This window comes from Aquirufa sp. A-Brett2-W8, assembly GCF_054558755.1.
In genome coordinates this window covers 15,340-39,207 of the sequence record NZ_JBPXKS010000009.1, presented here as the reverse complement: position 1 = coordinate 39,207, position 23,868 = coordinate 15,340, and the positions used below count along the sequence as shown (strand labels likewise).

General features: G+C 43.0%; 18 protein-coding genes. 11 read left to right on the top strand and 7 right to left on the bottom strand.

The genetic code is table 11. From position 1 onward, the window contains the following. Positions 1 to 27 precede the first annotated feature (27 nt). The 3 genes from ribH to serS are packed head-to-tail and all read left to right on the top strand — an operon-like array spanning position 28 to position 3,117. Positions 28 to 504 (top strand): 6,7-dimethyl-8-ribityllumazine synthase, encoded by a 477-nt coding sequence (gene ribH, locus ACST13_RS09825; protein ID WP_459523022.1) that lies wholly within the window; start codon positions 28 to 30, stop codon positions 502 to 504. Positions 505 to 515: 11 nt separating this feature from the next. Then, positions 516 to 1,835 (top strand): aspartate kinase, encoded by a 1,320-nt coding sequence (locus ACST13_RS09820; RefSeq protein WP_459523021.1) that lies wholly within the window; start codon positions 516 to 518, stop codon positions 1,833 to 1,835. 10 nt (positions 1,836 to 1,845) lie between these two features. Then, positions 1,846 to 3,117, top strand: a complete 1,272-nt coding sequence (serS, locus tag ACST13_RS09815) for a serine--tRNA ligase (RefSeq protein WP_459523020.1) — start codon at positions 1,846 to 1,848, stop codon at positions 3,115 to 3,117. Here serS and ACST13_RS09810 read toward each other — a convergent pair. Further along, complete coding sequence (locus tag ACST13_RS09810) at positions 3,114 to 3,815, bottom strand: response regulator transcription factor (RefSeq protein WP_459523019.1); 702 nt, start codon at positions 3,813 to 3,815, stop codon at positions 3,114 to 3,116. The genes serS and ACST13_RS09810 overlap by 4 nt on opposite strands. After that, positions 3,799 to 5,484 carry a sensor histidine kinase gene (locus ACST13_RS09805; protein WP_459523018.1) on the bottom strand — a complete coding sequence of 562 codons (1,686 nt, stop codon included), beginning with the start codon at positions 5,482 to 5,484 and terminating at the stop codon, positions 3,799 to 3,801. The genes ACST13_RS09810 and ACST13_RS09805 overlap by 17 nt, the downstream gene beginning before the upstream one ends. Positions 5,485 to 5,606: 122 nt before the next feature. Here ACST13_RS09805 and ACST13_RS09800 point away from each other — a divergent pair, with 122 nt between their 5' ends. Further along, a complete protein-coding gene (locus ACST13_RS09800) occupies positions 5,607 to 6,365 on the top strand; it encodes a T9SS type A sorting domain-containing protein (RefSeq protein ID WP_459523017.1) in 759 nt (252 codons plus the stop codon). 55 nt (positions 6,366 to 6,420) lie between these two features. On the opposite strand, the gene ACST13_RS09795 is transcribed toward ACST13_RS09800, so the two are convergent. Together ACST13_RS09795 and ruvB are read right to left on the bottom strand one after the other, a co-directional pair. Then, positions 6,421 to 8,526: a prolyl oligopeptidase family serine peptidase gene (locus ACST13_RS09795; protein ID WP_459523016.1), complete on the bottom strand. Its 2,106-nt coding sequence runs from the start codon at positions 8,524 to 8,526 to the stop codon at positions 6,421 to 6,423. A 9-nt stretch (positions 8,527 to 8,535) separates the two neighbouring features. After that, on the bottom strand, positions 8,536 to 9,561 hold the full coding sequence (gene ruvB, locus ACST13_RS09790; RefSeq protein ID WP_459523015.1) for a Holliday junction branch migration DNA helicase RuvB: 1,026 nt from the start codon (positions 9,559 to 9,561) through the stop codon (positions 8,536 to 8,538). Between the two features lie 88 nt (positions 9,562 to 9,649). On the opposite strand from ruvB, the gene ACST13_RS09785 reads away from it, so the two are divergent. Together ACST13_RS09785 and glpK are read left to right on the top strand one after the other, a co-directional pair. Further along, positions 9,650 to 10,351, top strand: coding sequence for an MIP/aquaporin family protein (locus ACST13_RS09785; protein ID WP_459523014.1), 702 nt, complete (start codon positions 9,650 to 9,652; stop codon positions 10,349 to 10,351). Positions 10,352 to 10,357: 6 nt separating this feature from the next. Beyond that, entirely contained in the window at positions 10,358 to 11,848 is a 1,491-nt protein-coding gene (gene glpK, locus ACST13_RS09780) for a glycerol kinase GlpK (RefSeq protein WP_459523013.1), read from the top strand. Between the two features lie 98 nt (positions 11,849 to 11,946). Here glpK and ACST13_RS09775 read toward each other — a convergent pair whose 3' ends face one another. Further along, positions 11,947 to 13,404 (bottom strand): type III PLP-dependent enzyme domain-containing protein, encoded by a 1,458-nt coding sequence (locus ACST13_RS09775; protein ID WP_459523012.1) that lies wholly within the window; start codon positions 13,402 to 13,404, stop codon positions 11,947 to 11,949. A gap of 103 nt (positions 13,405 to 13,507) precedes the next feature. Here ACST13_RS09775 and ACST13_RS09770 point away from each other — a divergent pair, with 103 nt between their 5' ends. Next, positions 13,508 to 14,878, top strand: a complete 1,371-nt coding sequence (locus tag ACST13_RS09770) for a UDP-N-acetylmuramate--L-alanine ligase (protein ID WP_459523011.1) — start codon at positions 13,508 to 13,510, stop codon at positions 14,876 to 14,878. Here the strand turns inward: ACST13_RS09770 and ACST13_RS09765 are convergent. Next, complete coding sequence (locus ACST13_RS09765) at positions 14,864 to 16,138, bottom strand: DUF349 domain-containing protein (protein WP_459523010.1); 1,275 nt, start codon at positions 16,136 to 16,138, stop codon at positions 14,864 to 14,866. The genes ACST13_RS09770 and ACST13_RS09765 overlap by 15 nt on opposite strands. A gap of 120 nt (positions 16,139 to 16,258) precedes the next feature. Here ACST13_RS09765 and ettA point away from each other — a divergent pair, with 120 nt between their 5' ends. The 4 genes from ettA to ACST13_RS09745 are packed head-to-tail and all read left to right on the top strand — an operon-like array spanning position 16,259 to position 21,120. Then, entirely contained in the window at positions 16,259 to 17,923 is a 1,665-nt protein-coding gene (gene ettA, locus ACST13_RS09760) for an energy-dependent translational throttle protein EttA (RefSeq protein WP_459523009.1), read from the top strand. Position 17,924: 1 nt separating this feature from the next. Then, positions 17,925 to 18,884, top strand: a complete 960-nt coding sequence (locus ACST13_RS09755; RefSeq protein ID WP_459523008.1) for an AAA family ATPase — start codon at positions 17,925 to 17,927, stop codon at positions 18,882 to 18,884. 51 nt (positions 18,885 to 18,935) lie between these two features. Next, the gene (locus ACST13_RS09750; protein WP_459523007.1) at positions 18,936 to 20,120 is read left to right on the top strand and encodes a rhamnogalacturonan acetylesterase; all 1,185 of its coding nucleotides are present in this window, start codon (positions 18,936 to 18,938) and stop codon (positions 20,118 to 20,120) included. Beyond that, positions 20,044 to 21,120 carry a glycoside hydrolase family 28 protein gene (locus ACST13_RS09745; protein WP_459523006.1) on the top strand — a complete coding sequence of 359 codons (1,077 nt, stop codon included), beginning with the start codon at positions 20,044 to 20,046 and terminating at the stop codon, positions 21,118 to 21,120. Before ACST13_RS09750 ends, ACST13_RS09745 begins: the two co-directional genes overlap by 77 nt. Here ACST13_RS09745 and ACST13_RS09740 read toward each other — a convergent pair. Further along, positions 21,107 to 23,797: a glycoside hydrolase family 2 protein gene (locus ACST13_RS09740; protein WP_459523005.1), complete on the bottom strand. Its 2,691-nt coding sequence runs from the start codon at positions 23,795 to 23,797 to the stop codon at positions 21,107 to 21,109. The genes ACST13_RS09745 and ACST13_RS09740 overlap by 14 nt on opposite strands. Positions 23,798 to 23,868: the final 71 nt, after the last annotated feature.

Genomic DNA, 23,868 nt, shown 5'->3' with positions numbered 1-23,868 from the left:
TATCCCTTGTTTTTTTAACCCCATCCCATGGCATCAGCACTTAAAAACTTAAGCGATTTTACGACAGACCATTTGCCAGATGTTTCGAACAAAACATTTGCCATCGTGGTGTCAGAATGGAACACGGACGTAACGCATGCCTTGTATACGGGTGCTTATGATACGCTGTTGAAATTGGGGGTGAAAGAAGAAAATATTACGAGTGTTAAGGTTCCTGGTAGCTTTGAATTAAGTTTAGGGGCGCAAAAAATGGCGCAAAAACCAAACATTGATGCGGTCATTTGTTTAGGCTGTGTGATTCAAGGTGAAACTAGGCACTTCGATTTTATCTGCCAAGCGGTGGCGGATGGAATCACGAATGTCAGTTTGAAGTTTGACAAACCGGTGATTTTTGGGGTTTTAACTCCGAATACGCAAGAACAAGCGATGGATCGCGCGGGAGGCAAACATGGAAATAAAGGCGATGAGGCGGCCATAACAGCCATCAAAATGTTAGGACTATAATACGAGAAGACATGCAAGTTTGGAAATTTGGAGGTACCTCCGTCGGAAAACCAGAGCGAATGAAATCAATCCGTCAGCTAATTACGGAGGATGGTCAACCGAAAATCGTTGTACTTTCTGCCCTTTCTGGCAGTACGAATACCTTGCTTTCTATTTCAGCATCTTTGAATGCAGGAAACGCGGCGGAGGCAAAAGAGAAGGCGAATGAATTACGCGCGCATTACGAACAATTTTTAACCGAATTATATTCCACCCCTGCTGGATTAGGTAAGGGTCAAGCCATCATAGAGAAGGAATTTGCCTTTATTGATGGATTAATTGCTACAGCACCCTGTACCCTAAAGCAGGAAAAGGAAATGGTGGCTTTGGGCGAATTACTTTCCACTCAAATTTTCGAGGCTTTCTTAGAAGAAGAGGGCGTCAGCTCCACCTTGTTGCCCGCCTTAGATTTTATGGTCATCGATGAGGATAACGAACCCATTTTAGCCCTTATCGAACAAAAATTAGCTGCGATTTTAGCCCCAGTAAAAGACAAGCAAATTTTAGTGACGCAAGGGTTTATCTGCCGCAACCCAGCGGGTGAAGTAGATAATTTAAAGCGAGGAGGATCGGATTATACAGCGTCCCTAGTTGGTGGAGCCGTTCAGGCGGAGGAAATTCAGATTTGGACGGATATCGACGGAATGCATAATAATGATCCGCGCATCGTTAAGAACACCTTCCCTATCCGGGAGCTTTCTTTCGCTGAGGCAGCAGAATTGGCTTATTTTGGGGCCAAAATCCTGCATCCAAGTACCATTACGCCAGCAAAATTAAAAGGAGTACCGGTTCGATTGAAAAATACGATGGAGCCTCTTGCTTTTGGAACCTTGATCTCTGAAAAATCGACCGATATAGAAATCAAAGCGATTGCCGCGAAAGACAATATCACGGCTATATACATCCATTCAACGCGTATGTTGAACGCCTATGGATTTTTAAAGCGCGTATTCGAAGTGTTTGAAAAATACAAGACTCCGGTGGACATGATTACCACTTCCGAGGTTTCTGTCAGCGTAACTATTGATCAAACGACAAATTTGGATGCGATTATGAGCGAACTTCGTGAATTTGCAGAATTGGAAGATCCCGATATGAACCAAGTAATTATCTGTATTGTGGGTAATTTCTGGGCCGATAAAGAAGGTATTGCCATCAAGGTATTAGATGCCATCAAAAGCATTCCAATTCGAATGATTTCGTATGGTGCCTCAGAACATAATATTTCTTTATTAGTGGATGCAACACACAAAAATGATGCATTAAATGCGTTAAACGAAGGACTTTTCTAAAAATCACGCTATGTTAACTTTACCATTCATTCGGGCGAATCAAGAAACCACGATCGCAGGTTTACAAAAGAAACATGTTGCGAATGCCGCTGAAATCGTGGCTAAGTTGATCATGCAAGACGATCAACGCAAAACCCTCTTACAACAAGCCGAGGCCGCCTTAGAAAAATCGAATGCGGCAGCTAAAGAAATCGGGGCATTGATGCAATCAGGCCAAAAAGAACTAGCCGAAGGGAAACGCGCCGAAACAGCTGCGCTGAAAGCTTCGATTAAAGAAATGGAAGAGGCGGCGAAAGCGGCGGATAAAGAATTAACAGATTTGTTAGTGACCTTGCCTAACCTTCCTCACAGCTCAGTTCCTGAAGGAAAAACGGCAGATGATAACGAGGTAGTGTTGACTTGGGGCTCGGTTCCCGTGCTCCCAGCGGATGCTCAGCCTCACTGGGATTTGATCAAGAAATATGATATCATCGATTTCGATTTAGGGAATAAAATTACAGGTGCTGGCTTCCCGGTTTACAAAGGGAAAGGGGCTCGTTTACAACGCGCTTTGATTAATTTCTTCTTAGATGAGGCGATCAAAGTAGGATATTACGAGATTCAGCCGCCCATTTTAATTAATGAGGAATCGGGTTTTGGGACAGGGCAATTGCCAGATAAAGAAGGCCAAATGTATGTAACGAAAGAAGAAGGTTTGTTCTTAATCCCTACAGCTGAGGTGCCTATTACGAACTTATACCGCGATGTGATCGTGAATGAGAAAGAATTACCGATCAAAAATGTAGGGCACACGCCCTGTTTCCGTCGCGAAGCTGGATCTTGGGGTGCACACGTACGTGGTTTGAATCGCTTACATCAATTTGATAAAATTGAAATCGTTCAGATTCACAAACCGGAATCATCTTATGCCGCTTTAGAGGAAATGTCCTTACACGTGCAAGGTCTTTTGCAAAAATTAGGCTTGCATTACCGCGTCCTGCGCCTTTGTGGGGGCGATATGGGATTTGCCTCTGCGCTAACCTACGATATGGAAGCCTGGTCAGGCGCACAAAACCGCTGGTTAGAAGTTAGTTCGGTAAGTAATTTTGAAACTTTCCAAGCGAATCGCTTGAAGTTGAGAACAAAAGTGGATGGGAAATCAATCCTTTGTCATACCTTGAATGGATCCGCTTTAGCATTACCACGTATCGTGGCTTCTATTTTAGAAAATAACCAAGGTCCAGATGGAATTAAGATTCCGGAAGCATTAGTTCCTTATACGGGCTTTACCCACATTAACTAGAGCCCTTCTACACTCAATCGGAAACCCTCGCCGTGCAGATTCAACAGCTGGACGCGAGGGTCTTCTTTTAGCATTTTGCGCAACTTCGTCATATACACGTCCATACTGCGCGCATTGAAATAGGTATCATCTCCCCAAATTAATTTCAAAGCATAGCTTCTGCTCACCGGACGACCTAAATTTTCGCACAAGAGCTTCATTAATTCGTTCTCTTTAGGCGTAAACTTCAATTCCATGTCTCCTATGGTTAAACTCATTTTAGCAGGAATATAGGTGTAATTTCCTAAGGCGATTTCGTCCGCTAAACTAGGTACGGATTTATCGGAATGGCTCCTGCGAAGAATGGCTTCCATTCTTGCGACGAGTACTTCCATCGAGAAAGGTTTGGTCAAATAATCATCGGCTCCTACTTTAAAACCGTGAAGGGTGTCTTCCTCCATCGATTTCGCGGTTAGGAATATGATGGGTACTTGTTGGTGGTTTGCCCGAATGTCTTTGGCCAAAGAAAACCCATCCTTTTTCGGCATCATCACGTCTAAAAGACATAAATCGAAGGAGCCTTTGACAAAAAGATCTAATGCTTCATCCCCATTCTGAGCCCAGGCAACGTGGTATCCCTTCTTTTTCAAGAATTCGGTTAATAATAATCCCAAATTGGGATCATCTTCCGCGACTAAAATTTCAGGCGTTTTTGACATAGGGTAAATAGATTTCAAATGTACTTCCTTCTCCTAATTTACTTTTCACTTGCACTTTCCCTCCATGGGCCTCCACAATTTTTTTCACATAACTTAAGCCTAGTCCAAAGCCCTTCACATTATGCACATTGCCCGTAGGCACGCGATAGAACGCATCAAAAATATTGCTTAAAGCCTCTTTAGGCATTCCTATTCCCTGATCTTTAACTTGGATGGAAATACCTTGACCTTGTTCTGTGACCTCGATTTCAATGTGCGGATTAGTAGGACTGTATTTAACCGCATTGTCGATTAAATTATTCAACACATTCGAAATATGTACCTCATCTACTACCACGATGGCAGGATGCTCCCCTAAAGAAAGCTGCAAAGTCCCATTCACTGATTCAATCAACGGCCCATTAATTTCAACCACTTGATGAATTAAAGCCGCCATATCCACCTTCTTCCGTTTCAATGCAATCTCTTCGCGTTCCATTTGAGCGGTTTGTAAGACACGCTCCACTTGCTGGCCTAAGCGGGTATTTTCATCTTTAATAATGCCCAAATAACGTAATATCGACTCATTTTTTCCCGGTTTCAATTCCTCTTGCAGCAATTGCGTCGCCAACGAAATGGACGTAATCGGGGTTTTAAACTCGTGCGTCATATTATTAATGAAATCATTCTTCACTATCGCTAATTTCTTTTGTCTTAAAATGGTGAGCACCGCGAAGTAAAAACAGCCAATCATGACGAGCAATAATAAGCCTGACCCAGCTAAACTCAAACCCATCGTTTGCCAGATAAAGGCCCCACTATCAGGGAAATAAATCTTCAATATGTTCTTAGACGGATGTAAATCATTAGGAAATAAGTCAGCTTCAAACAAAGCTTTTTGTTGCTTAATTTCAGGGGAGGACGTATAAGTCCAATTTTTAGGAGCACTTTGAATCCCAAAAGAATAGCCCAAATTCACTCCTTTATCAGCTAATTCTTTGCGAATCAAGCTGTCGAGATAGGCCGGTTGAATTCTTTGCAGAATGGGTCTTTCTTTGAACAAAAAGTCCGAGAATACTTCTTTCGCTAATTGCGTCTTCTGTAATACTTTTTCTAAATCTTGTCGCTCGGATTTTTCCTTGGCTAATTGTGCTTGTGATTGCGCATTGCGATCCCCAAAATTTTGACTAGGGCGATTAGGGCGACGACGCATTTTATTAATGAACTTTTGCTGCTCTCTCTTCAGCATGCGATTCATCTCTTTTTCAACACGCATTCGTTGCCTAAACTCCTCTGGATCTTCATCCACCGTATATTCCTCGGTGACCTCCGCTAATTGTCCATTAGGGAGCATAAATGATTTACGAACAAAAATGACATCTTGGCGGGGTGGTGTCAAAACCGGATGCTCCTCCTGCATGGCTGGTTCAATGAAAACAGGTGCTGGTTTTACTTTCGGTTTAGGGGCAGCGGCTATACTTTCGAATTTTTTTTGTCTTTCGGCTAAAACAACGAGTTCTTGTTTTTCTAATTTTCTAACCACCTGGTCGAGACTAGTGCGCACGTCTTTGGCAAAATTCTCCTGCTTCGTCTCCAGCATAAAACGCAACCAATACGCCTGAAACCCAATTAATCCTAAGAGGGCAAAAGACATCAAGGCAATCAATAAGCGTATTTTACGTTTCGACATAGGGTAAATAATTCCCTACAAATGTAAGGGATAAATAGCGGCCGCTCATCACATTAACACTCTTTAACATTTACGATTACAATGCTTTTAGTAAGTTTGCACCGGATCAAAAACCAAAAATCATGAAATACCTATTCACCACCGCTTTAGCCATTTGTATATCCACAGCTGCTTTTGCTCAAGAGAAACAAGAAGCTACTGTTAAAATTGTCGTCATAGAGAACGGCATAGAACGCATCATAGAGAAGAAATTTTCTGACTCAGATAAGGCAGATGCGGAAGTTAAAAAATTTAGTGACTCCTTAGAAATCAACGTAAATGCCTCGGGTGGTAAGAGAAAAATCATTCGCATGGATGTGAACAAAAGCCATTCACGCATGTCAGATCAACCGGGCAATGTCATCATCGAAAGAATTGAAGGTGGTGCGGAAGGTGGACCAGACAAACGTGTGATTATTCGCCGTGGCGGTCCAGGAATGGCGCCAGATAATGAAATCATGACTTTCTTAGGGAAGCAATCACCAATGCCTAACCAATTCAATATTGAATTAGATGGCCCAATGGGCAGACCGGGCATGAAAATGAAAGGCATGAGAAAAATGATGCAAGAGAAAGGATCTAAAACCATCCAAGGTCTTTCAGGCAAGCAAAACCAACCATTTAATGGTAAATTAAATGTTCGCTTCAATGCGCCTTCAAAAGGAAATGTAAGCATTGCCGTATCCGATGTCAACGGAAAAGAAATCGCAACAGAATCCGTAAAAGATTTTCAAGGCAATTACTTAGGTCAAATCGATCTAAAGAAAGCTGCAACAGGCGTGTATTTCTTACGTGTTACGCAAGGAAATGACGGCGCTGTTAGACGTGTAGAAATTAAATAATCCGCCTACCATTTGAGAACGAAAAAGCCTGGAGATTTTCCAGGCTTTTTTTATTTTATTTCCCTCCCATATTATAGAGAACAAAGGCGTAAGAATCTGCCGTCAATTCAATTAGTTTAGCGGTATTCGATGATCCGTGTCCGCTGTTGGTGTCGATTCGAATAATCATCGGCTTAGCAGCTGTATTCTTCTCTTGAAGAGTGGCTGCATATTTAAACGAGTGCGCTGGTACTACGCGATCATCGTGATCTGAAGTGAAGACCATCGTGGCAGGGTAATTCATCGACTTGATATTTTGCAATGGAGAATAGGCATAAAGTGCCTTAAATTCGTCCGCATTATCGCTGCTACCGTAATCGGCTACCCAGTTCCAGCCGATAGTGAATTTTTGGAAACGTAACATATCCATTACACCTACGCCTGGCAAAGCTGCCGCAAATAAATCAGGGCGCTGGTTAATCGCTGCTCCTACTAATAAGCCTCCATTCGAACGTCCGGATGCAGCTAAATAAGCAGGCGAGGTATATTTCTCGCGAATTAAATATTCTGCTCCAGCGATGAAATCATCAAACACATTTTGCTTTTTCAATTTCATCCCCGCCTCGTGCCATTTCTCTCCATACTCACTGCCGCCACGTAAATTCGCCACCACATAGATTCCGCCCTTTTCTAACCAAGGAATTAAACTAGCGGAGAAGGAAGGAGTAGAACTGATGTTAAATCCACCGTAACCATATAAGATGGTTGGATTTTTGCCGTTCAATTGAATCCCCTTTTTGCTTACGATGAACATGGGAACTTGGGTTCCATCTTTCGAAGGATAGAACTTTTGAACTACGGTATAATCCGAGGGATCGAAGGCTAGGTTTGGTTTTTGGAAAACAGATGACTTATTCGTTACCAGATCATAGCGGTAAATCGTCGGTGGAAAATTAAATGAAGAATAGGTGTAGAAGGTAAATTTGTCTTCTTTTTCACCACCAAAACCACCCGCATTTCCTAAGCCCGGTAAACTAACCGAACCCAAGGATTTCCCTTGGTAATCAAAGATCGTTACGCGAGAGGTCACGTCTTTTGAATAATTCAAAAACAGGCGTTTGCCCACGGTATTCACCCCTTGCAAAGGCTCCGGCTTTTCCGCTACAATCGTTTTCCAATTGGCCTTTTCAGGATGCATTGGATCAATGCGAACAATTTTTTTATTGGGTGCGCCTTCGTTCGTCTCCAAAATCAACACTTCACCATCGTTATCCACGATACTGAAATCATATTTTCCTGGTTCAGCCACTATAGGTTTGAACTTCGTTTCTTTCTTCAAAGCATCTAAAATCCACAGCGCATTTCCATCTAAACCTTTACCCCGATCCGAAATCGTCAAAAAGGCAAAGCGCTCATCATCCGACGTGCTAACTGTATGGAAACGTTGTGGGTTTTTCGCGTCCTCGTAAATCAATTGATCCTGGGATTGCGCTGTTCCCACCGTGTGAAACCAAACTTGGTGATTTTCATTCTTCGTGCTTAATTCCTTCCCTTTCCCTGGTTCTGGATAACGAGAATAATAGAATCCATTGCCTTTCCAAGCCACACCGCTCACTTTCACCCAACTTAACTCATCGGCTAGGTTTTTGCCGGTTTCCATATCACGCACATAATACGTTTGCCAATCGCTTCCGCTTAAGCTAAGTCCTACACAAGCATATTTGCCTGTTTTGTTCAAAGAGAATACCGTAAGACGTGTTGTTCCGTCTTTTGATAAGGTGTTCGGGTCGATGACCTGCTCGGGTTTTCCTTGCAGGCCTTTTTGACGATATAAAACCGATTGATTCTGTAAACCGGAATTCTTGTAGAAATAATACCATTCTCCTTTGCGAGAGGGGGCTGAAATTTTTTCGTAATTACTTAAAGCCTCGATTCGCTTTTTGAATTCCTCGCGTAAGGGAATTTGCTTTAGATAGCCAAAGCTCACTTCATTTTGTGCCTTCACCCACGCCTTCGTCTCCTCGCTATTATCATCTTCTAGCCAACGATAAGGGTCCGCGACTTGCGTTCCGTGGTAATTATCGACGTGATCGATTTTCTTAGTGACGGGGTATTTCATTTGGGCCAAAGCAGACGCAGAAACGAGCATCATCGCTGCGATTAGGTTAGTTTTTGTTGACATAGGTGTAATTTAAAAAAGAGATCCTGTCTCGGCTCTAGGTGCGATCCCCACGTGGCGATACGCTTTTTCTGTAGCCTCACGCCCCCGAGAGGTGCGCTTTAAAAATCCCTCTTGTATTAAAAAAGGTTCATAAACTTCTTCGATTGTTTCGGCCTCCTCACCACAAGCCGTGGCGATGGTCGTTAAGCCGACTGGGCCTCCTTTGAATTTCTCAATAATGGTTAAAAGTATGCGATTATCCATTTCATCTAGCCCATTTTGGTCTACATCCAAGGCATTCAAAGCAATTTCGGCGATCTTTACATCGATGGTACCGTCACCCTTCATTTGGGCAAAATCACGGGTCCGTCTCAATAAATTATTCGCAATACGCGGTGTCCCTCGGCTTCGTCTAGCAATCTCATAAGCACCCGATTCGTCGATGGGCATATCTAATATGGAAGCAGATCGCTTTACGATTTTAGTTAATAAAGCTGCGTCATAATACTCTAGACGCGCATTTATGCCAAAACGAGCGCGCAAAGGGGAGGTCAATAATCCCGCTCTTGTCGTAGCGCCAATCAAGGTAAAAGGATTCAATCCGATCTGAATGCTACGCGCATTAGGACCCGAATCTAGCATAATATCAATCTTGTAATCCTCCATCGCAGAATACAAATATTCTTCCACTATGGGATTCAAACGGTGAATTTCATCAATAAATAGCACATCGAAGGGCTGCAAATTCGTCAGCAAACCAGCTAAATCGGAGGGTTTGTCTAAAACAGGCCCTGAGGTAATTTTCAAAGTAGAACCTAATTCGTTCGCAATAATGTGCGACAAAGTTGTTTTACCTAAGCCCGGAGGCCCATGCAATAATACGTGATCAAGAGCTTCTTCGCGCGCTTTAGCCGCGTCGACGAAAATTTGCAGGTTATCTACAATTTTTCCTTGACCCGAAAAGTCCAAAAAGCTCAAAGGACGCAATGCCTTATCGAACTCCTTCTCTTGCGGGTTCAGTGATTCGGCATCCCCGGTTAAATAATCTTCACGCATCTTTCGAATTATCAAATTGAAATCAAAGATAATTTTTTTATTGAGAAGATTTTATAGTTTTGGAAAACCAAAATAACAACCTCAACCTATGTCATCAATTTTCATCGGCGAACTCGCCGGAACTGCGACCCTATTATACCTCGGAAATGGCGTTGTGGCCAATATGTTATTAAAAGACACGAAAGGAAATGGCACTGGATTATTAGCCATTGCGGCAGCTTGGGCTTTCGCGGTAACCATTGCCATCTTTGTTTCTACTTATTTCGGTAGCTCGGGTGCGCACCTTAATCCGATTGTCACTATTGCAGGTTGTGTGAAATCAGGCGATTGGAGTTTATTCCCCACCTTTATCGGTGCTCAGCTTTTAGGGGCTATGTTAGGGCAATTATTAGTTTGGCTACATTATAAGCCGCATTACGATGTTACAGAGGACAAAGGAGCTATTCGTGCGTCATTCTGCACGGATCCGGCAATTAAAAATACTCCCTTTAATTTTATTTCTGAAGCATTTGCCTCAGCAATTGCGGTGGTGGCTTTAGGAACGTTTTCAACTATTGAAACGGGTTTAGGACCCTTCATGGTAGGTATTTTAGTCTGGGCTGTCGGCCTTGGATTAGGTGGTACCACGGGTTATGCGATTAATCCGGCTCGTGATTTAGGACCTAGAATTATGCACGCCATTTTGCCTATCCCTTATAAAGGGGATTCCGGCTGGGAATACGCTTGGATTCCGGTTCTGGGCCCTGCGGCTGGAGCGGTATTAGGTGCCTTTATTTTGACCCTAAACTAATTCACTATGTACGTAGGTTCTATCGATCAGGGGACGACGAGTTCCCGTTTTATCATCTTTAATAAGGCTGGAGAGATTATTTCTGTAGGCCAAAAAGAGCACAAACAGATCTATCCCCAAGCGGGATGGGTGGAGCATGACTCGCACGAGATTTGGAAAAATACCCAAGAAGTGATCGGTTTAGCGCTGGGAAAAGCCAACTTGTCTGCAAAGGATTTAGTAGCTGTGGGAATAACGAATCAACGGGAGACTACGGTAGTTTGGAACAAGAAAACGGGCAAAGCATATTATAATGCGATTGTTTGGCAAGATACGCGGGTGGGTTCTGAGCTCGCAGAATTAGCGAAAGACGGCGGAATGGATCGTTTCAGAGCAAAAACCGGGCTTCCCTTAGCGACTTATTTCAGCGGGTTAAAATTGCGCTGGTTATTGAATAATATCGACGGTTTGCGGGCAGATGCAGAAAAAGGCGATGCGCTTTTTGGCACGATGGATTCGTTCATTGCCTGGCATTTAACAGGTGGAGTAGAGGGCGGAATTCACATCACCGATGTGACCAATGCAAGTCGCACTCAACTGATGGATTTGCAAACCTGTGCTTGGGACGACGAAATCCTACACGTATTAAGCATCCCGAAAGCGATGCTACCGGAAATCAAATCGAGCTCCCTCGTTTATGCGAAAGCAAAAGGGGTGCTGGGTGGAGTTCCGTTAGCAGGAATTTTAGGAGATCAGCAAGCGGCTTTGGTAGGCCAAACCTGCTTCAATCCCGGCCAAGGTAAAAATACCTACGGAACTGGCTGTTTCTTATTAATGAATACGGGAACGAAAGCGATTCCATCCCAATTTGGCCTATTAACAACCGTCGCCTATCAATTAGGCAACGATCCAGTGCATTACGCCCTAGAGGGATCTGTAGCGATTACTGGTGCATTAGTGCAATGGTTACGGGATAATCTGGGCATCATCAAGAACAGCCCGGATATCGAGAAATTAGCTAAGCTAGTGGACGACAATGGAGGATGCTACTTTGTTCCCGCTTTCTCTGGATTATATGCGCCCTATTGGAAACAAGATGCCCGTGGCGCCTTAGTCGGCCTAACACGCTATATAAATAAATCGCATATCGCGCGCGCCGCGTTAGAAGCGACTGCTTTTCAAACCTGGGAAGTATTAGAAGCCATGGAAAAAGATGCCGGAATCCCGATTGCATCTCTTCGGGTAGACGGAGGAATGGTCGTCAATCAATTATTAATGCAGTTCCAGTCGGATATTATAGGCGAAGAGGTGATCTGCCCTAAGATAATCGAAACGACAGCTCTAGGCGCAGCCTATGCGGCTGGACTTGCCGTAGGATACTGGGCGAACTTAGATGATCTTAGAAAAAATTGGGGAATTGCGCATACCTGGAAACCAGCGATGGATTCCGATAAGCGAGCGCATTATCGCAAGCAATGGAAGAAAGCGGTGACTAAAACCTTTGACTGGGAGGATTAGTATTCGCACGAGTCATCCCGTAGGCTGGACAGGCGGCTTGTCTCGAACATGAGGCAAGCGCGCTAGCTACAACCAGGAATAAAATCCATTTTTTCATATTATACCGAAGCTAACTTCGCTTTCGTAGGCGTTTCCTTTTTTGCAATGGGTTCCGCTGTTTGCTGATAACCAAGAATATCTAGCATCGGTGCACTTGTTTGTTCCTCAGAGAACAAGCGAGTTGTAATCGTTCCATCTTCCAGACGATCTACAATTACATGTTTAGGCGCGGGAATTAAACAATGTTGAATTCCGCCATAGCCGCCTAAGGATTCTTGGTAAGCTCCTGTGTGGAAGAATCCAACATATTGGCGTTCTGATTCCTCTTCAAAAATAGGCAAGTATAAATCGGAACTGTGGGCTTCTGTGTTGTAGAAATCCATCGAATCGCAAGTTAAACCTCCTAGGTTTACCTTTTGGTATGGTAAACCCCAATTATTCACAGGCAACATGATGTATTTTTGATTCATACCCCATGAATCTGGTAATTGAGTAATGAATGAACCATCAATCATATACCAAAGCTCCTTATCATTTTGCAGTTTTTGGTCAATAATCTCATACAAAACGGCCCCACTTTCTCCCACCGTATACGAACCAAACTCCGTGAAAATATTCGGAACTGGCACATTATTTTTATTACAGATCCACGAGATTGATTCCACAATTTCGTCGACCATCGCCTGGTAATCATAATTAAACTGCAAGGAAGTTTGGATAGGTAAGCCACCCCCTAAATCGATTGAATCCAATTCAGGACAAATCTTCTTCATCTCACAATATTTGTAAATGAAGCGGCTTAATTCAGACCAATAATAGGCGGAATCCTTGATACCTGTATTAATGAAGAAGTGCAACATCTTCAAATTAAAACGCGGATTAGGCTTAATCTTCTCGGTATAAAGTGTATTTACATCGGAATAACGTAGACCCAAACGGGAAGTATAGAACGCGAAATCCGGCTCCTCATCTGTCGCAATACGAATAGCCAAATTCACTTTTTCAGCCGTCACCGATTTCTCGTAAAAATCAATTTCCTTTAAATTATCTAGAACGGGAATACAATTGAATCCGTCATTAATCAGCTCAGAAATATATTGCGTGTACAAAGGTTGTTTGTAGCCATTGCAAAGAATATAAGTTGATTTAGAGATTTTACCTTGGTTGTACATATCGCGAATGATCGATATATCAAAGGCGCTAGAGGTCTCTAAATGTACATTTTGTTTTAATACTTCTTCTAAAATGAAAGAGAAGTGAGACGATTTCGTACAATAACAATAGGTATAGTTTCCTTTATAATTATACTTTTTAATCGCATTACGAAACAAAAGCTTCGCATTCTCGATATGTTCGGAAATCTTAGGCAAATAGGAAACCTTTAAAGGCGTACCATATTGCTTGATAATCTCCATAATAGGCACATTATTAAACAATAATTCATTGTTCTCATTGATATTGAACTCGCGAGTAGGAAACTCGATGGTTTGATCAATTAGATCGATGTAATTTTTCATCTCTATGTTTAAATGCACCCGAGTTCACCTCGAGTTTGTTGAAAAACGTGCAAAACTGCAACAAAAGTATGTACTTTGCAAGCTAAATACATATTAAGTTATTATGTCCAAAATTCATTTTATCGCCATCGGTGGTGCCGCAATGCATAACTTAGCCCTAGCCCTTTTAGCTCAAGGTCATCAAATAACGGGTTCTGACGATGAAATATATGAACCTTCTAAAAGTCTTCTAGAAAAAAATGGCCTTCTTCCGGCTGAATTTGGTTGGTTTCCTGAGAAAATTACAGCGGACATTGACACCATTGTTTTAGGAATGCACGCTCGGGCAGACAATCCGGAGCTTTTAAAAGCAAAAGAATTAGGATTAAAAATCGAATCCTATCCCTCCTTCATTTACGAACAAAGCAAAAACAAGCAACGTATTGTGATCGCCGGAAGCCATGGAAAAACCAGTATTACCTCCATGATTCTCCATGTATTGAAGCGACTGAACCGTAAATTTGATTATTTAGTGGGAGCACGAATCGAAGGATTTGATCTAATGGCCTCTCTTTCAGACGCCCCTATTATGATCATCGAAGGGGATGAATACTTAGCCTCCCCCATCGACAGAAGGGCTAAATTCCTATTATACCAGCCACATATAACCTTGATTTCTGGAATTGCATGGGATCACATTAATGTGTATCCGACCTTCGAATCCTATACTACGGCCTTTGAAAATTTAGTCAAAGAAATGCCAAAAGCGGGTCACCTGTTTTTTGATAAAACAGATAAAACCTTAGAAGCTATCGCGGAAGGATGTCCAGAACATTGTCATTCTGAAGGATATAATGCGCATGATTCGGTAATTCGCAACAGTCAAACTTTCATCAAAGGAAATGATGGGACAGAATATGGCTTGCAGGTTTTTGGAGATCATACCCTTAAAAACTTACAAGGTGCGATGCATATTTGTCAACAATTAGGGGTGAAAGAACGTGAGTTCTACACTGCCATTCAATCTTTTAAGGGTGCCGCTAAGCGCTTAGAATGGGTGGGCGAATCAGATTCCCAATTACTTTATAAGGATTTTGCGCACGCACCCTCTAAGGTTAAAGCAACTACCCAAGCACTTAAGGCTCAATTCCCCAATCGTAAATTAATCGCAGTTGTAGAATTACATACCTTCAGCAGCTTGAATCCAGCTTTCCTTCCAGAATACAAATCAACCCTAGCGGATGCCGATGTAGCCATCATCTATCTAAGCGAGCACGCCCGCGCCATTAAACGCATGGACAAGATGGAAGAGGAAACGGTTCGTACTTATTTCAAACATCCAAACCTAGTGGTGATTAGAGATCAAGCAGAATTAGTTCAAATCCTCTTGAAACAAAATCAGGAAAACCAAAACCTGTTGATGATGTCGTCTGGCACCTTCGATGGTCTTGATTTTCCTGGATTAGCCTCCGAACTCGGATTACGAATTCAATAATACGTCTAATTCTTCTTTAAATCCTGCTAGTAAAATCTCCTTCATCGAGATTTTGCGTTTCTGCGTATTGATTTTACTTAAGGTAATTTTATCCTCCATCATTCGAGCTGATTCTGATTCAGCAATAAAGGATTCTAATTCGCCTCGCTCCTTCTTAGCCATGTAATCCATTTGATTAATCATGATCTTCAACTGCTCAATGCGTGGCTTTTCATTCAAGTTTGCATGGCGATAGGAGATCACCCGCAATAAATAATTCATCTCAAAGATCTTATCGCAAATCGTCCGGAATCGTTCAGCTAGTGAGCGATCCATATTTTTTATTTGTGCTGAAATTTCCTTCCACTTCACTAGGTTCGCTTTTGCTAGATCAGCAGTGGCAACGATATTCTCTTGATCTTTTAATCTGATTTCTAAATCCCCCGTCATCGACGTTAATTCCAAAATGCGTGGATCAACCCGAGGCTTATAATCAATTCCTTTTATTCGATTATACTTCTCGAAGAACATATCATTTGCTTTCTTGAAGTTCTTCCAAAGCATCGATTGCTTCTTAGGAGGTAATCCAATCACATTCTTCCACTCCTTCTGAATCTCCTTCACCTTAATCACCGAATCATCAATATCCTCGGCTTTTCGCAATTGGTGAACATTGTCAATATATCCTTGTAAGATTAAAATTTTCTCATCTATCTGGCGATTCTTCTCCTCAAAGTAAAAACGACGCTTCAAGAAGAATTCATCCATCACTTCTTGAAATTCGACCGATAACTGATCTTGAAATTGCTTATCAACGGGACCCGTCTTTACCCACTTCATTTTCACTTCCATCAACTTATCTGTCGCCTCGACTACATCCTCCTCAATACTGATTTCCCTTGCATCTTGAATCAAGGCACGCTTTATTTCTAAATTCTTGACTTGATTAGCCTGAATTAATTCTTTTAAAAAAGCCTCATGCTTCTCTAAGTCGACTAGCAAGGGCTTGAAATCTCCTAAACCATCGAATTCGATGAGGTAGGTTTTCATTTGCAAGACTTTGGTTAGAAAAGACCCCTTATTCTGTGCCGCCTCAATTTCTGCAGATAACCCTTTCACCTTGCTTAAAGCTAGGTCAAATCGTTTCACAAAATAGGCTAGGGCTTCTTCCTCTGAACCTCGCACGAAACCAATTTCGCGCTCAGGGTAGGTTAAATAGGCGTTGATGAAAACTTTGCCGTCGCGGCAAAATCCAAATTCGTTTGATGTAGGCTGGCTCATATATTTTAAAGAAAGAGCTTCAAGTATGTACTTTGGCTCAAATGTTAATCCTAATTCTTATTTCACCTCTAATTTATTTAAAAAATTGCGATATTTGTGGGTTAGATAAAAATAAAATTCATGAGTAACGAAACTATCATCTTTTCGATGGAGCGTGTGTCGAAAGTCATTCCTCCTCAAAAGACCATTATAAAAAACATTTACCTATCCTTTTTCTACGGTGCTAAAATCGGGGTCTTGGGTCTAAACGGCTCTGGAAAGTCCACTTTATTGCGTATTATCGCTGGAATCGACAAATCTTATACCGGTGATGTCGTGTTTTCTCCCGGCTATACAGTAGGATTATTAGAGCAAGAACCGCAATTAGATCCGAATAAAACGGTGATCGAAGTCGTGGAAGAGGCGGTCGTAGAAATCAAGAACCTGTTAAAGGAATTCGATGAGATTAATGAGGCATTTGGTGACCCAGATGCTGATTTTGATAAATTATTAGGCCGTCAAGGCGAAGTACAGGAGAAATTAGATCATTTCAACGCTTGGGAATTAGATACCCGTTTAGAGAAGGCGATGGATGCGCTGCGTTGTCCTCCATCTGATGCGTTGGTAAGTACCCTATCGGGTGGTGAGAAACGCCGTGTGGCACTTTGTCGCTTATTATTACAAGAGCCAGATGTCCTTTTGTTGGATGAGCCGACTAACCACTTGGATGCAGAATCCGTGGATTGGTTAGAGCAACATTTACGTCAATACAAGGGAACAGTAATCGCAGTAACCCACGATAGGTACTTCCTAGATAACGTGGCGGGATGGATTCTAGAATTAGACCGCGGTGAAGGTATTCCTTGGAAAGGAAACTATTCGTCTTGGTTAGAGCAAAAACACGATCGATTAGCAAAGGAAGAGAAGACAGAGTCCCGTCGTCAAAAGACCTTGCAACGTGAATTAGAGTGGGTTCGAATGGCCCCAAAAGCCCGTCAAGCGAAGTCTAAAGCGCGTATTGGAGCTTACGAAAAACTCCTTTCCGAAGAAAACAGACAGAAGGAAGACAAGTTGGAATTGTTCATTCCAGCAGGTCCTCGTTTAGGAAATAAGGTGATTGAAGTTCAGGGGGTATCGAAATCTTTTGGAGATAAATTACTGTATGAAAACCTCAGTTTCTCCCTTCCACCCGCTGGAATCGTAGGAATTATCGGACCAAACGGTGCGGGTAAAACGACCCTATTTAATCTGATTACGGATAAATTACAGCCGGATTCGGGAACTTTCGAGGTGGGTGAAACCGTGAAATTAGCCTATGTTGACCAAGAGCACAACCAATTGCAAGCGGATAAATCCGTATTTGAAACGATTTCAGATGGCAATGATTGGGTGATGCTGGGTGGCAAACAATCAAACGCGCGTGCTTATGTTAGTAAGTTCAACTTTAATGGGGCGGATCAAGAGAAAAAAATCGGGATATTATCGGGTGGAGAACGTAACCGCGTTCATTTAGCCATGATGTTGAAGGAAGGGGCGAATGTGCTTTTACTCGATGAGCCTACAAATGATTTAGACGTCAATACGCTGCGTGCTTTAGAGGAAGGATTAGAGAATTTTGCGGGTTGTGCGGTAGTCATCTCCCACGATCGTTGGTTCTTAGACCGCATTGCAACACATATTTTGGCTTTTGAAGGAGATTCGCAAGTGGTTTGGTTTGAAGGTAATTATTCGGAATATGATGAGTCCCGTAAAAAACGTTTAGGGGATGTCACGCCAAAACGTATTCGTTACAAGAAATTGCAATAATATGAACTCGAGACAAAAAATTCAGGCTGTCATTGACGAAATGGGCAAAGTGGTCATCGGCCAGGAACGCCTTATTAATCGCTTATTAGTTGGTCTTTTCACGGGCGGTCACGTCTTGTTAGAAGGGGTGCCTGGATTAGCTAAGACTTTGACAATTAATACCTTAGCTAAAATTCTCGACTTGCATTTCCACCGCATTCAGTTTACGCCGGATTTATTGCCAGCGGACTTAGTGGGGACGATGATTTATAATCCCAAAAAATCAGAATTCGAGGTAAAGAAAGGACCAATTTTTGCTCAAATCATCCTCGCAGATGAAATCAACCGCGCCCCGGCTAAAGTGCAATCTGCTCTTTTAGAAGCGATGGCGGAGAAGCAAGTAACTATCGGTGATACGACTTACCCATTAGACAAACCGTTCTTAGTTTTAGCAACCCAAAATCCGGTCGAGCAAGAAGGCACTTTCCCTCTTCCTGAGGCGCAAGTAGACCGTTTTATGCTGAAAGTGTATTTAAACTACCTCGATAAAGATCAAGAATTAGCCGTAATGCGCCAAAAGTCGAATATGGACTTTAATTACGAGCCTAAAACCGTTTTAACCGCAGAGGATATCGCTAAAATCCGCAAAGAGATTAACGAAATAACGATCTCGGAGACCTTGGAGAAATACATCATCGAACTAGTTTTTGCAACAAGAAATCCAGCCGAATATGGCTTAACACAAGAGGCAGGATACATTCAATTCGGGGCATCGCCGCGTGCAAGTATTCAATTGAATTTAGCCGCAAAAGTGATGGCCTATTTAGAGGGACGCGATTATGTGCTTCCTGAGGACATCAAAGAAATGGCACCAGATATCCTGAATCACCGTATTATCTTGAACTATGTGGCCGAAGCAGATAATATTACAACGCTGCAAATTATCCAATCCATCTTAAGTAGCGTGGCAATTAATCGCTAATTTTTTGGGTAAAAATGGGGTCTTTTTTGCTTTCATAGCAAATTAGAACTTATGAAATACCTTCTTATTCTTTGCCTCTTCTTCTTCAGTTTCACTTCCTCGGAACCGATGCGCGTATTCCTAATTGGAGATTCGACGATGGCGGATAAGGTGTCGGCAGATTTTCCGGAGACGGGTTGGGGAATGCCTTTTGCTGCGTTTTTTAACGAAGCAGTTGAGGTCCAAAACCACGCGTATAATGGACGCAGTACAAAAAGTTTCCGTCGAGAAGGTCGCTGGGCTAAGGTCTTTAACCAGATCAAAAAGGGAGATTATGTGTTGATTCAGTTTGGCCATAATGATGCCAAAGCTTCTGATACCAGCCGCTACGCCCCTGCTCAAACCGATTTCCGCGAAAACTTAATCCGCTATGTGCGTGAAACCCGTTCTAAGGGCGGAATTCCCCTGTTATTAACCCCCACCCAACGCAGAAAATTCGATTCCTCTGGCGTTTTCGTGGATCAGCATGCCGATTATCCTTCCGTTGTTCGAGAAGTGGCCTCCGCTGAAAAGGTGCTTTTAATCGATATCGAAAAGGAAAGTAAGAAATACATTTCGGCTGAAGGCGCAGAAGGTGCTAAGAAGATGTTCTTGCATTACCCATCAGGTATCTTCAAAAAATTCAGTAAAGGCGTGGCGGATGATACCCACTTCTCTCCTTTTGGAGCTAGAAAGATTGCCAGCCTTGTTGCTGAAGCCATTTTAGCCTCAAATGAGCACTTGCGTAGCTTCTTAAAAAAATCATCTTTCTCTCAGAAATATGTGTTCGAATTACCGAACGTGGCGACGACTGCGTTTAAAAAAGACACGTTCAATATCGTTGCCTCCGGTGCCTTTTCATCAGCTAGCTCTCTGAACACATTGGCGATTCAGCAAGCCATCGACATCGCTGCGAAGCAAGGCGGTGGCGTGGTGCGCGTGCCGGCTGGGTTTTGGCTGACTGGTGCAATTACCTTACGCTCTAATATCAACTTCCACTTAGATGCTGGTGCGGTGTTGCAGTTCAGCGCGGATGCAGCGCAATATCCATTGGTGCGTACCAACTGGGAAGGGGTAGATGCGATCAGAGCGCAATCCCCAATTACGGCGATAGGCGAACGAAATATCGCCATCACGGGGTTTGGGTATCATCGATGGGGCAGGCGAGGCCTGGAGACCGGTGAAAAAAGGAAAATTAACACCAGGGGAATGGGATAAACTGGTTCGTACTGGTGGAGCGTTAGATGAGAAGAAAGATACCTGGTATCCAACTGAACGTGCTTTAAAAGGTTCTAAGATGGATCAGCCAGGCGTCATAGCGGCAGGTTTCAATGAGGCCAAAGCCGAAGAAATCAAAGAATTCCTTCGTCCTAATATGATTTCCCTACGTGAATGCGAACAAATTTTATTAGAAGGAGTCACCTTCCAGAACTCCCCTGCCTGGAACATTCACCCACTACTATGCAAACACCTAACGGTAGAAAATATCACGGTTAAAAACCCCTGGTTCGCTCAAAACGGCGATGGGATCGACATCGAATCCTGTGAATATGTTTCTGTGCGTAGTTCTAAATTTGACGTAGGTGACGACGGTATTTGTTTAAAATCGGGCAAAGATGCGGAAGGCAGAAAAAGAGGTCGCCCAAGTGCGCACATCACCATCGAAAATTATGTGGTATTCCATGGACACGGAGGCGTGGTAGTAGGTAGTGAAATGTCGGGTGGCGTACATGATCTTTTCGTCTCTAACTGCCAGTTTTTAGGAACCGATGTGGGTCTACGTTTTAAAACAGCCCGAGGTCGCGGTGGTGTCGTAGAGAATGTCTACATCCAAGACATCAGTATGAAAAACATTTCAGGTGAAGCCATCTTGTTTGATATGTATTACCAAGGAAAAGATCCGGTGGCGACTTTTGGAAATGGTAGTGAAACTCCAAAAATCGAAAGCAAACCCGTCGATGCAGGGACTCCACAATTCAAAAACATCTTCGTGGATCGCGTGGTGGCGAAAGGAGCAGAAACCGGATTATTAGTGCGTGGATTACCGGAAATGCCGATTCACCATATTTATTTGTCTAATCTAGATATCGAGGCGAAACAAACCTACCGCGTCATCGAAGCCACTGATATTCAATTAACAAACGTTAATTTTACCCAAACCGGTGACAAAAAACCGGAGTTGATTAATGTCAAACGCTGGAAACTTAACGCTCAATAATAATACTCGGATCAACCACATAACGACCTGATTGATCACCATACAGCGATAATCCACCTTCTGTGCCCTCGAATCGCAAAATTAATTTCCCCGTCTTGGCGGCCTGTTGCCAAGCGGCTGCAGGAATCACCCCTTGCACTAAATAACCATAGGTTCCTGCCTCGTCTAATTTATTATTGTGCGCCTGGTAATGCCAGGATAAGATGCCTTGGTGATCCGCTGGATCATCCGCTAATATAGTTTCAGAAGCAACGACACCATTTGCACTCACTTTCAGTTTCGCAGGACTAGCATATCGATCCGTTTGTGGATAAGCATTGGGGTTTACGCCTGGGTCAAAAGTCCCTTTTCCTAACATATAATCCCCATCCATTTTCCCGGCATCATCCCGATCTTTCCCTAAGATGGGTTTAGAAGAAGCCTCCACTAAGAAACGAACTTGTTTGATACCTTCAGCGCCAGCGGTAGGAAAAGGAATTTCGTATTCAAAATAACCAGCGCCTGCCCCGTTTAATTTATGACCTAAAACGCCTGTCCACTGTTTCTTCGGCCAGCTAGATGAACTGTAACGTTCTACTGGCACCGAAATTAATTGACCTTTAGCGGGTTGCATGTTTCCGTCTTCCACGATTAAATGAACAAAGTTGCGATGAACCACTTTTCCGGATGGATCCGATAATTGAAACGCTAAGGTATTGATGGATTTATCCGCAGGTAGTTCAATGACAAGCGAATCAAGGGCCTTCACGTCCCAAGGGGCAAAAGTTAAAGCCTGCGTTTTCACCCAACGGTTCAATTTCTCTCCAGCTGCATTCGTCCCTGATAAAGTCATTTGTAAAGAGAGCGATCCCGCTTTCTCCGTCAATGAAGAAAGGTGGAGAGGAATCTTGATTTTTTGGCCCGCCTTGCCTGCCCAAGTTATTTCCTGGCCTGTCGAAAGGTAAAAAGGACTGTGGAAATCTAAAAGGGACATGCCTGGAACAATGGCGTTTAAACCTGTTTCCTTTTCAGTTCTGTCAAATTTATAATAGCCGTTCCACTCATTAATCACATCGTGGTGCTCGGTATACAGCCAACCAGCCATTTTAGGGTGGTTACGGAAGGAATTCATCGCCTTGTGGTAATCGAAGGTATAATCCACATCGCCTGTACTTCCTTGATAGCCCCACACATTCCCAAACTCAGAATTAATCATCGGTTGGGCTCCCTGCTGGTAACCTTTCTCGAAATTCCAGGTACTTCCTGGATAGGTTTTAGCCGAATATTCTGCTAGCATTTTATCCCATTCATAGCCCGCCTGGTAGGCGTGCCAAGAGTTAATATCGGTTTCTGTATGACCTCTGCCGCAGCAAACGGAATTGTCTTCGACGAGGCGAGTGGGGTCTAAGGTTTTGGCCAAATGATAGACCGACGCCACCCACTTCTGTGTTTCAGGAGTATAAATCGACTTTTTATCTTTATGCGTAAATAATCCCCAGGTCTCATTGAACGTAATCCAGGAGAAAATCGCCGGATGATTATAATCGCGTTTGATCATCTCATGCAAGGTATATTCCGACTCTTTTTGCATTTCCGCCTCTGGGTCACCCCATGAATTAGGCAAATCAGACATCACCAAAAGTCCTAATTTATCAGCCCAATACAGCTTGCGCGGCACATCCACTTTAATGTGCGTTCGGATGCCATTCAACCCAATGCGCTTGCTGCGCACAATCTCCTCCTTCATAAATTGATCCGACGGGAAGGTATAAAATCCAGTAGGATGATAACTTTGGTCCAAAGCCAACTGCACATAAATCGGCTTATTATTCAAACCGATATACGGAATTTTCGAGCCTGGCAAATTCACCACCGAAATCTTCCGCATCCCGAAATATCCGTTCACTAGATCCGATCCTGTTTGAATTTTTAATCCATACAAAAAGGGGTCTTCTAAAGACCACAGATGCATGGTTTTTATTGGTATTTCCACGCTACCCTCCTGCTTACCAGCAGCAATCTGTAGGGAGGCTGTTTGCCCATTGGACAACGTAATTTTCACCTCTTGATTCTTCGTAACAGGTGCCCCTAAATAAACCTTAACCTGCGCCTTTTTCGCATCAATATCTGGATTCACCGCATAATGATCGACAAAATTTTGGCCACGAGCCTCTAAATAAACTGTCTGCCAAATTCCCCGCGCATTCCCATAGCCTTGCTTTCCATAAAGCGTGAACATTCGTCTCTTATCATCTGCTCTCACCGCGATTTGATGCACCGAACCTGGTTTGACGCCTTTTAATTCTGCGTCGAATGGGGTATAACCTCCTTGATGTTTGCCGATTTGCACCCCATCTAAAAAGATCGATGTCTCCCAATCTGAGGCACCAATGTTAATGAAAATACGTTTCCCTGTCCAAGTCGCTGGTATCTTGATTTCCTTGTGATACCAGGCCACATCTGCTTCATCTTTCACTTCTGAAAGTGGAGAACCCCAAGGAAAGGGCACTAGAATTTTTTTCGCATACCGTGCTGGGGCTGTTAAAGAGGAATCAAAAGTAAAATCCCAATAGCCATTTAAATTCAACCATTGATCCCTTTGTAAGTCGGGTCTAGGGTGTTCAGCAAGAGGTTGTTTGTTTTGTGCTTGCGCATAGAAACACAGGCCCGCCAGCAGGAGGATATAGAATTTTTTCATAGGTTTAGATTTCTGCACCAGGCTGGCACAGATACAAATTTGGCAAAAAATCCGGTATATTTATCAAATAA

Coding starts and splice junctions, on each gene's coding strand:
- ribH (WP_459523022.1), top strand. CDS start 28: ATGGCATCAGCACTTAAAAACTTAAGCGATTTTACGACAGACCATTTG.
- ACST13_RS09820 (WP_459523021.1), top strand. CDS start 516: ATGCAAGTTTGGAAATTTGGAGGTACCTCCGTCGGAAAACCAGAGCGA.
- serS (WP_459523020.1), top strand. CDS start 1,846: ATGTTAACTTTACCATTCATTCGGGCGAATCAAGAAACCACGATCGCA.
- ACST13_RS09810 (WP_459523019.1), bottom strand. CDS start 3,815: ATGTCAAAAACGCCTGAAATTTTAGTCGCGGAAGATGATCCCAATTTG.
- ACST13_RS09805 (WP_459523018.1), bottom strand. CDS start 5,484: ATGTCGAAACGTAAAATACGCTTATTGATTGCCTTGATGTCTTTTGCC.
- ACST13_RS09800 (WP_459523017.1), top strand. CDS start 5,607: ATGAAATACCTATTCACCACCGCTTTAGCCATTTGTATATCCACAGCT.
- ACST13_RS09795 (WP_459523016.1), bottom strand. CDS start 8,526: ATGTCAACAAAAACTAACCTAATCGCAGCGATGATGCTCGTTTCTGCG.
- ruvB (WP_459523015.1), bottom strand. CDS start 9,561: ATGCGTGAAGATTATTTAACCGGGGATGCCGAATCACTGAACCCGCAA.
- ACST13_RS09785 (WP_459523014.1), top strand. CDS start 9,650: ATGTCATCAATTTTCATCGGCGAACTCGCCGGAACTGCGACCCTATTA.
- glpK (WP_459523013.1), top strand. CDS start 10,358: ATGTACGTAGGTTCTATCGATCAGGGGACGACGAGTTCCCGTTTTATC.
- ACST13_RS09775 (WP_459523012.1), bottom strand. CDS start 13,404: ATGAAAAATTACATCGATCTAATTGATCAAACCATCGAGTTTCCTACT.
- ACST13_RS09770 (WP_459523011.1), top strand. CDS start 13,508: ATGTCCAAAATTCATTTTATCGCCATCGGTGGTGCCGCAATGCATAAC.
- ACST13_RS09765 (WP_459523010.1), bottom strand. CDS start 16,138: ATGAGCCAGCCTACATCAAACGAATTTGGATTTTGCCGCGACGGCAAA.
- ettA (WP_459523009.1), top strand. CDS start 16,259: ATGAGTAACGAAACTATCATCTTTTCGATGGAGCGTGTGTCGAAAGTC.
- ACST13_RS09755 (WP_459523008.1), top strand. CDS start 17,925: ATGAACTCGAGACAAAAAATTCAGGCTGTCATTGACGAAATGGGCAAA.
- ACST13_RS09750 (WP_459523007.1), top strand. CDS start 18,936: ATGAAATACCTTCTTATTCTTTGCCTCTTCTTCTTCAGTTTCACTTCC.
- ACST13_RS09740 (WP_459523005.1), bottom strand. CDS start 23,797: ATGAAAAAATTCTATATCCTCCTGCTGGCGGGCCTGTGTTTCTATGCG.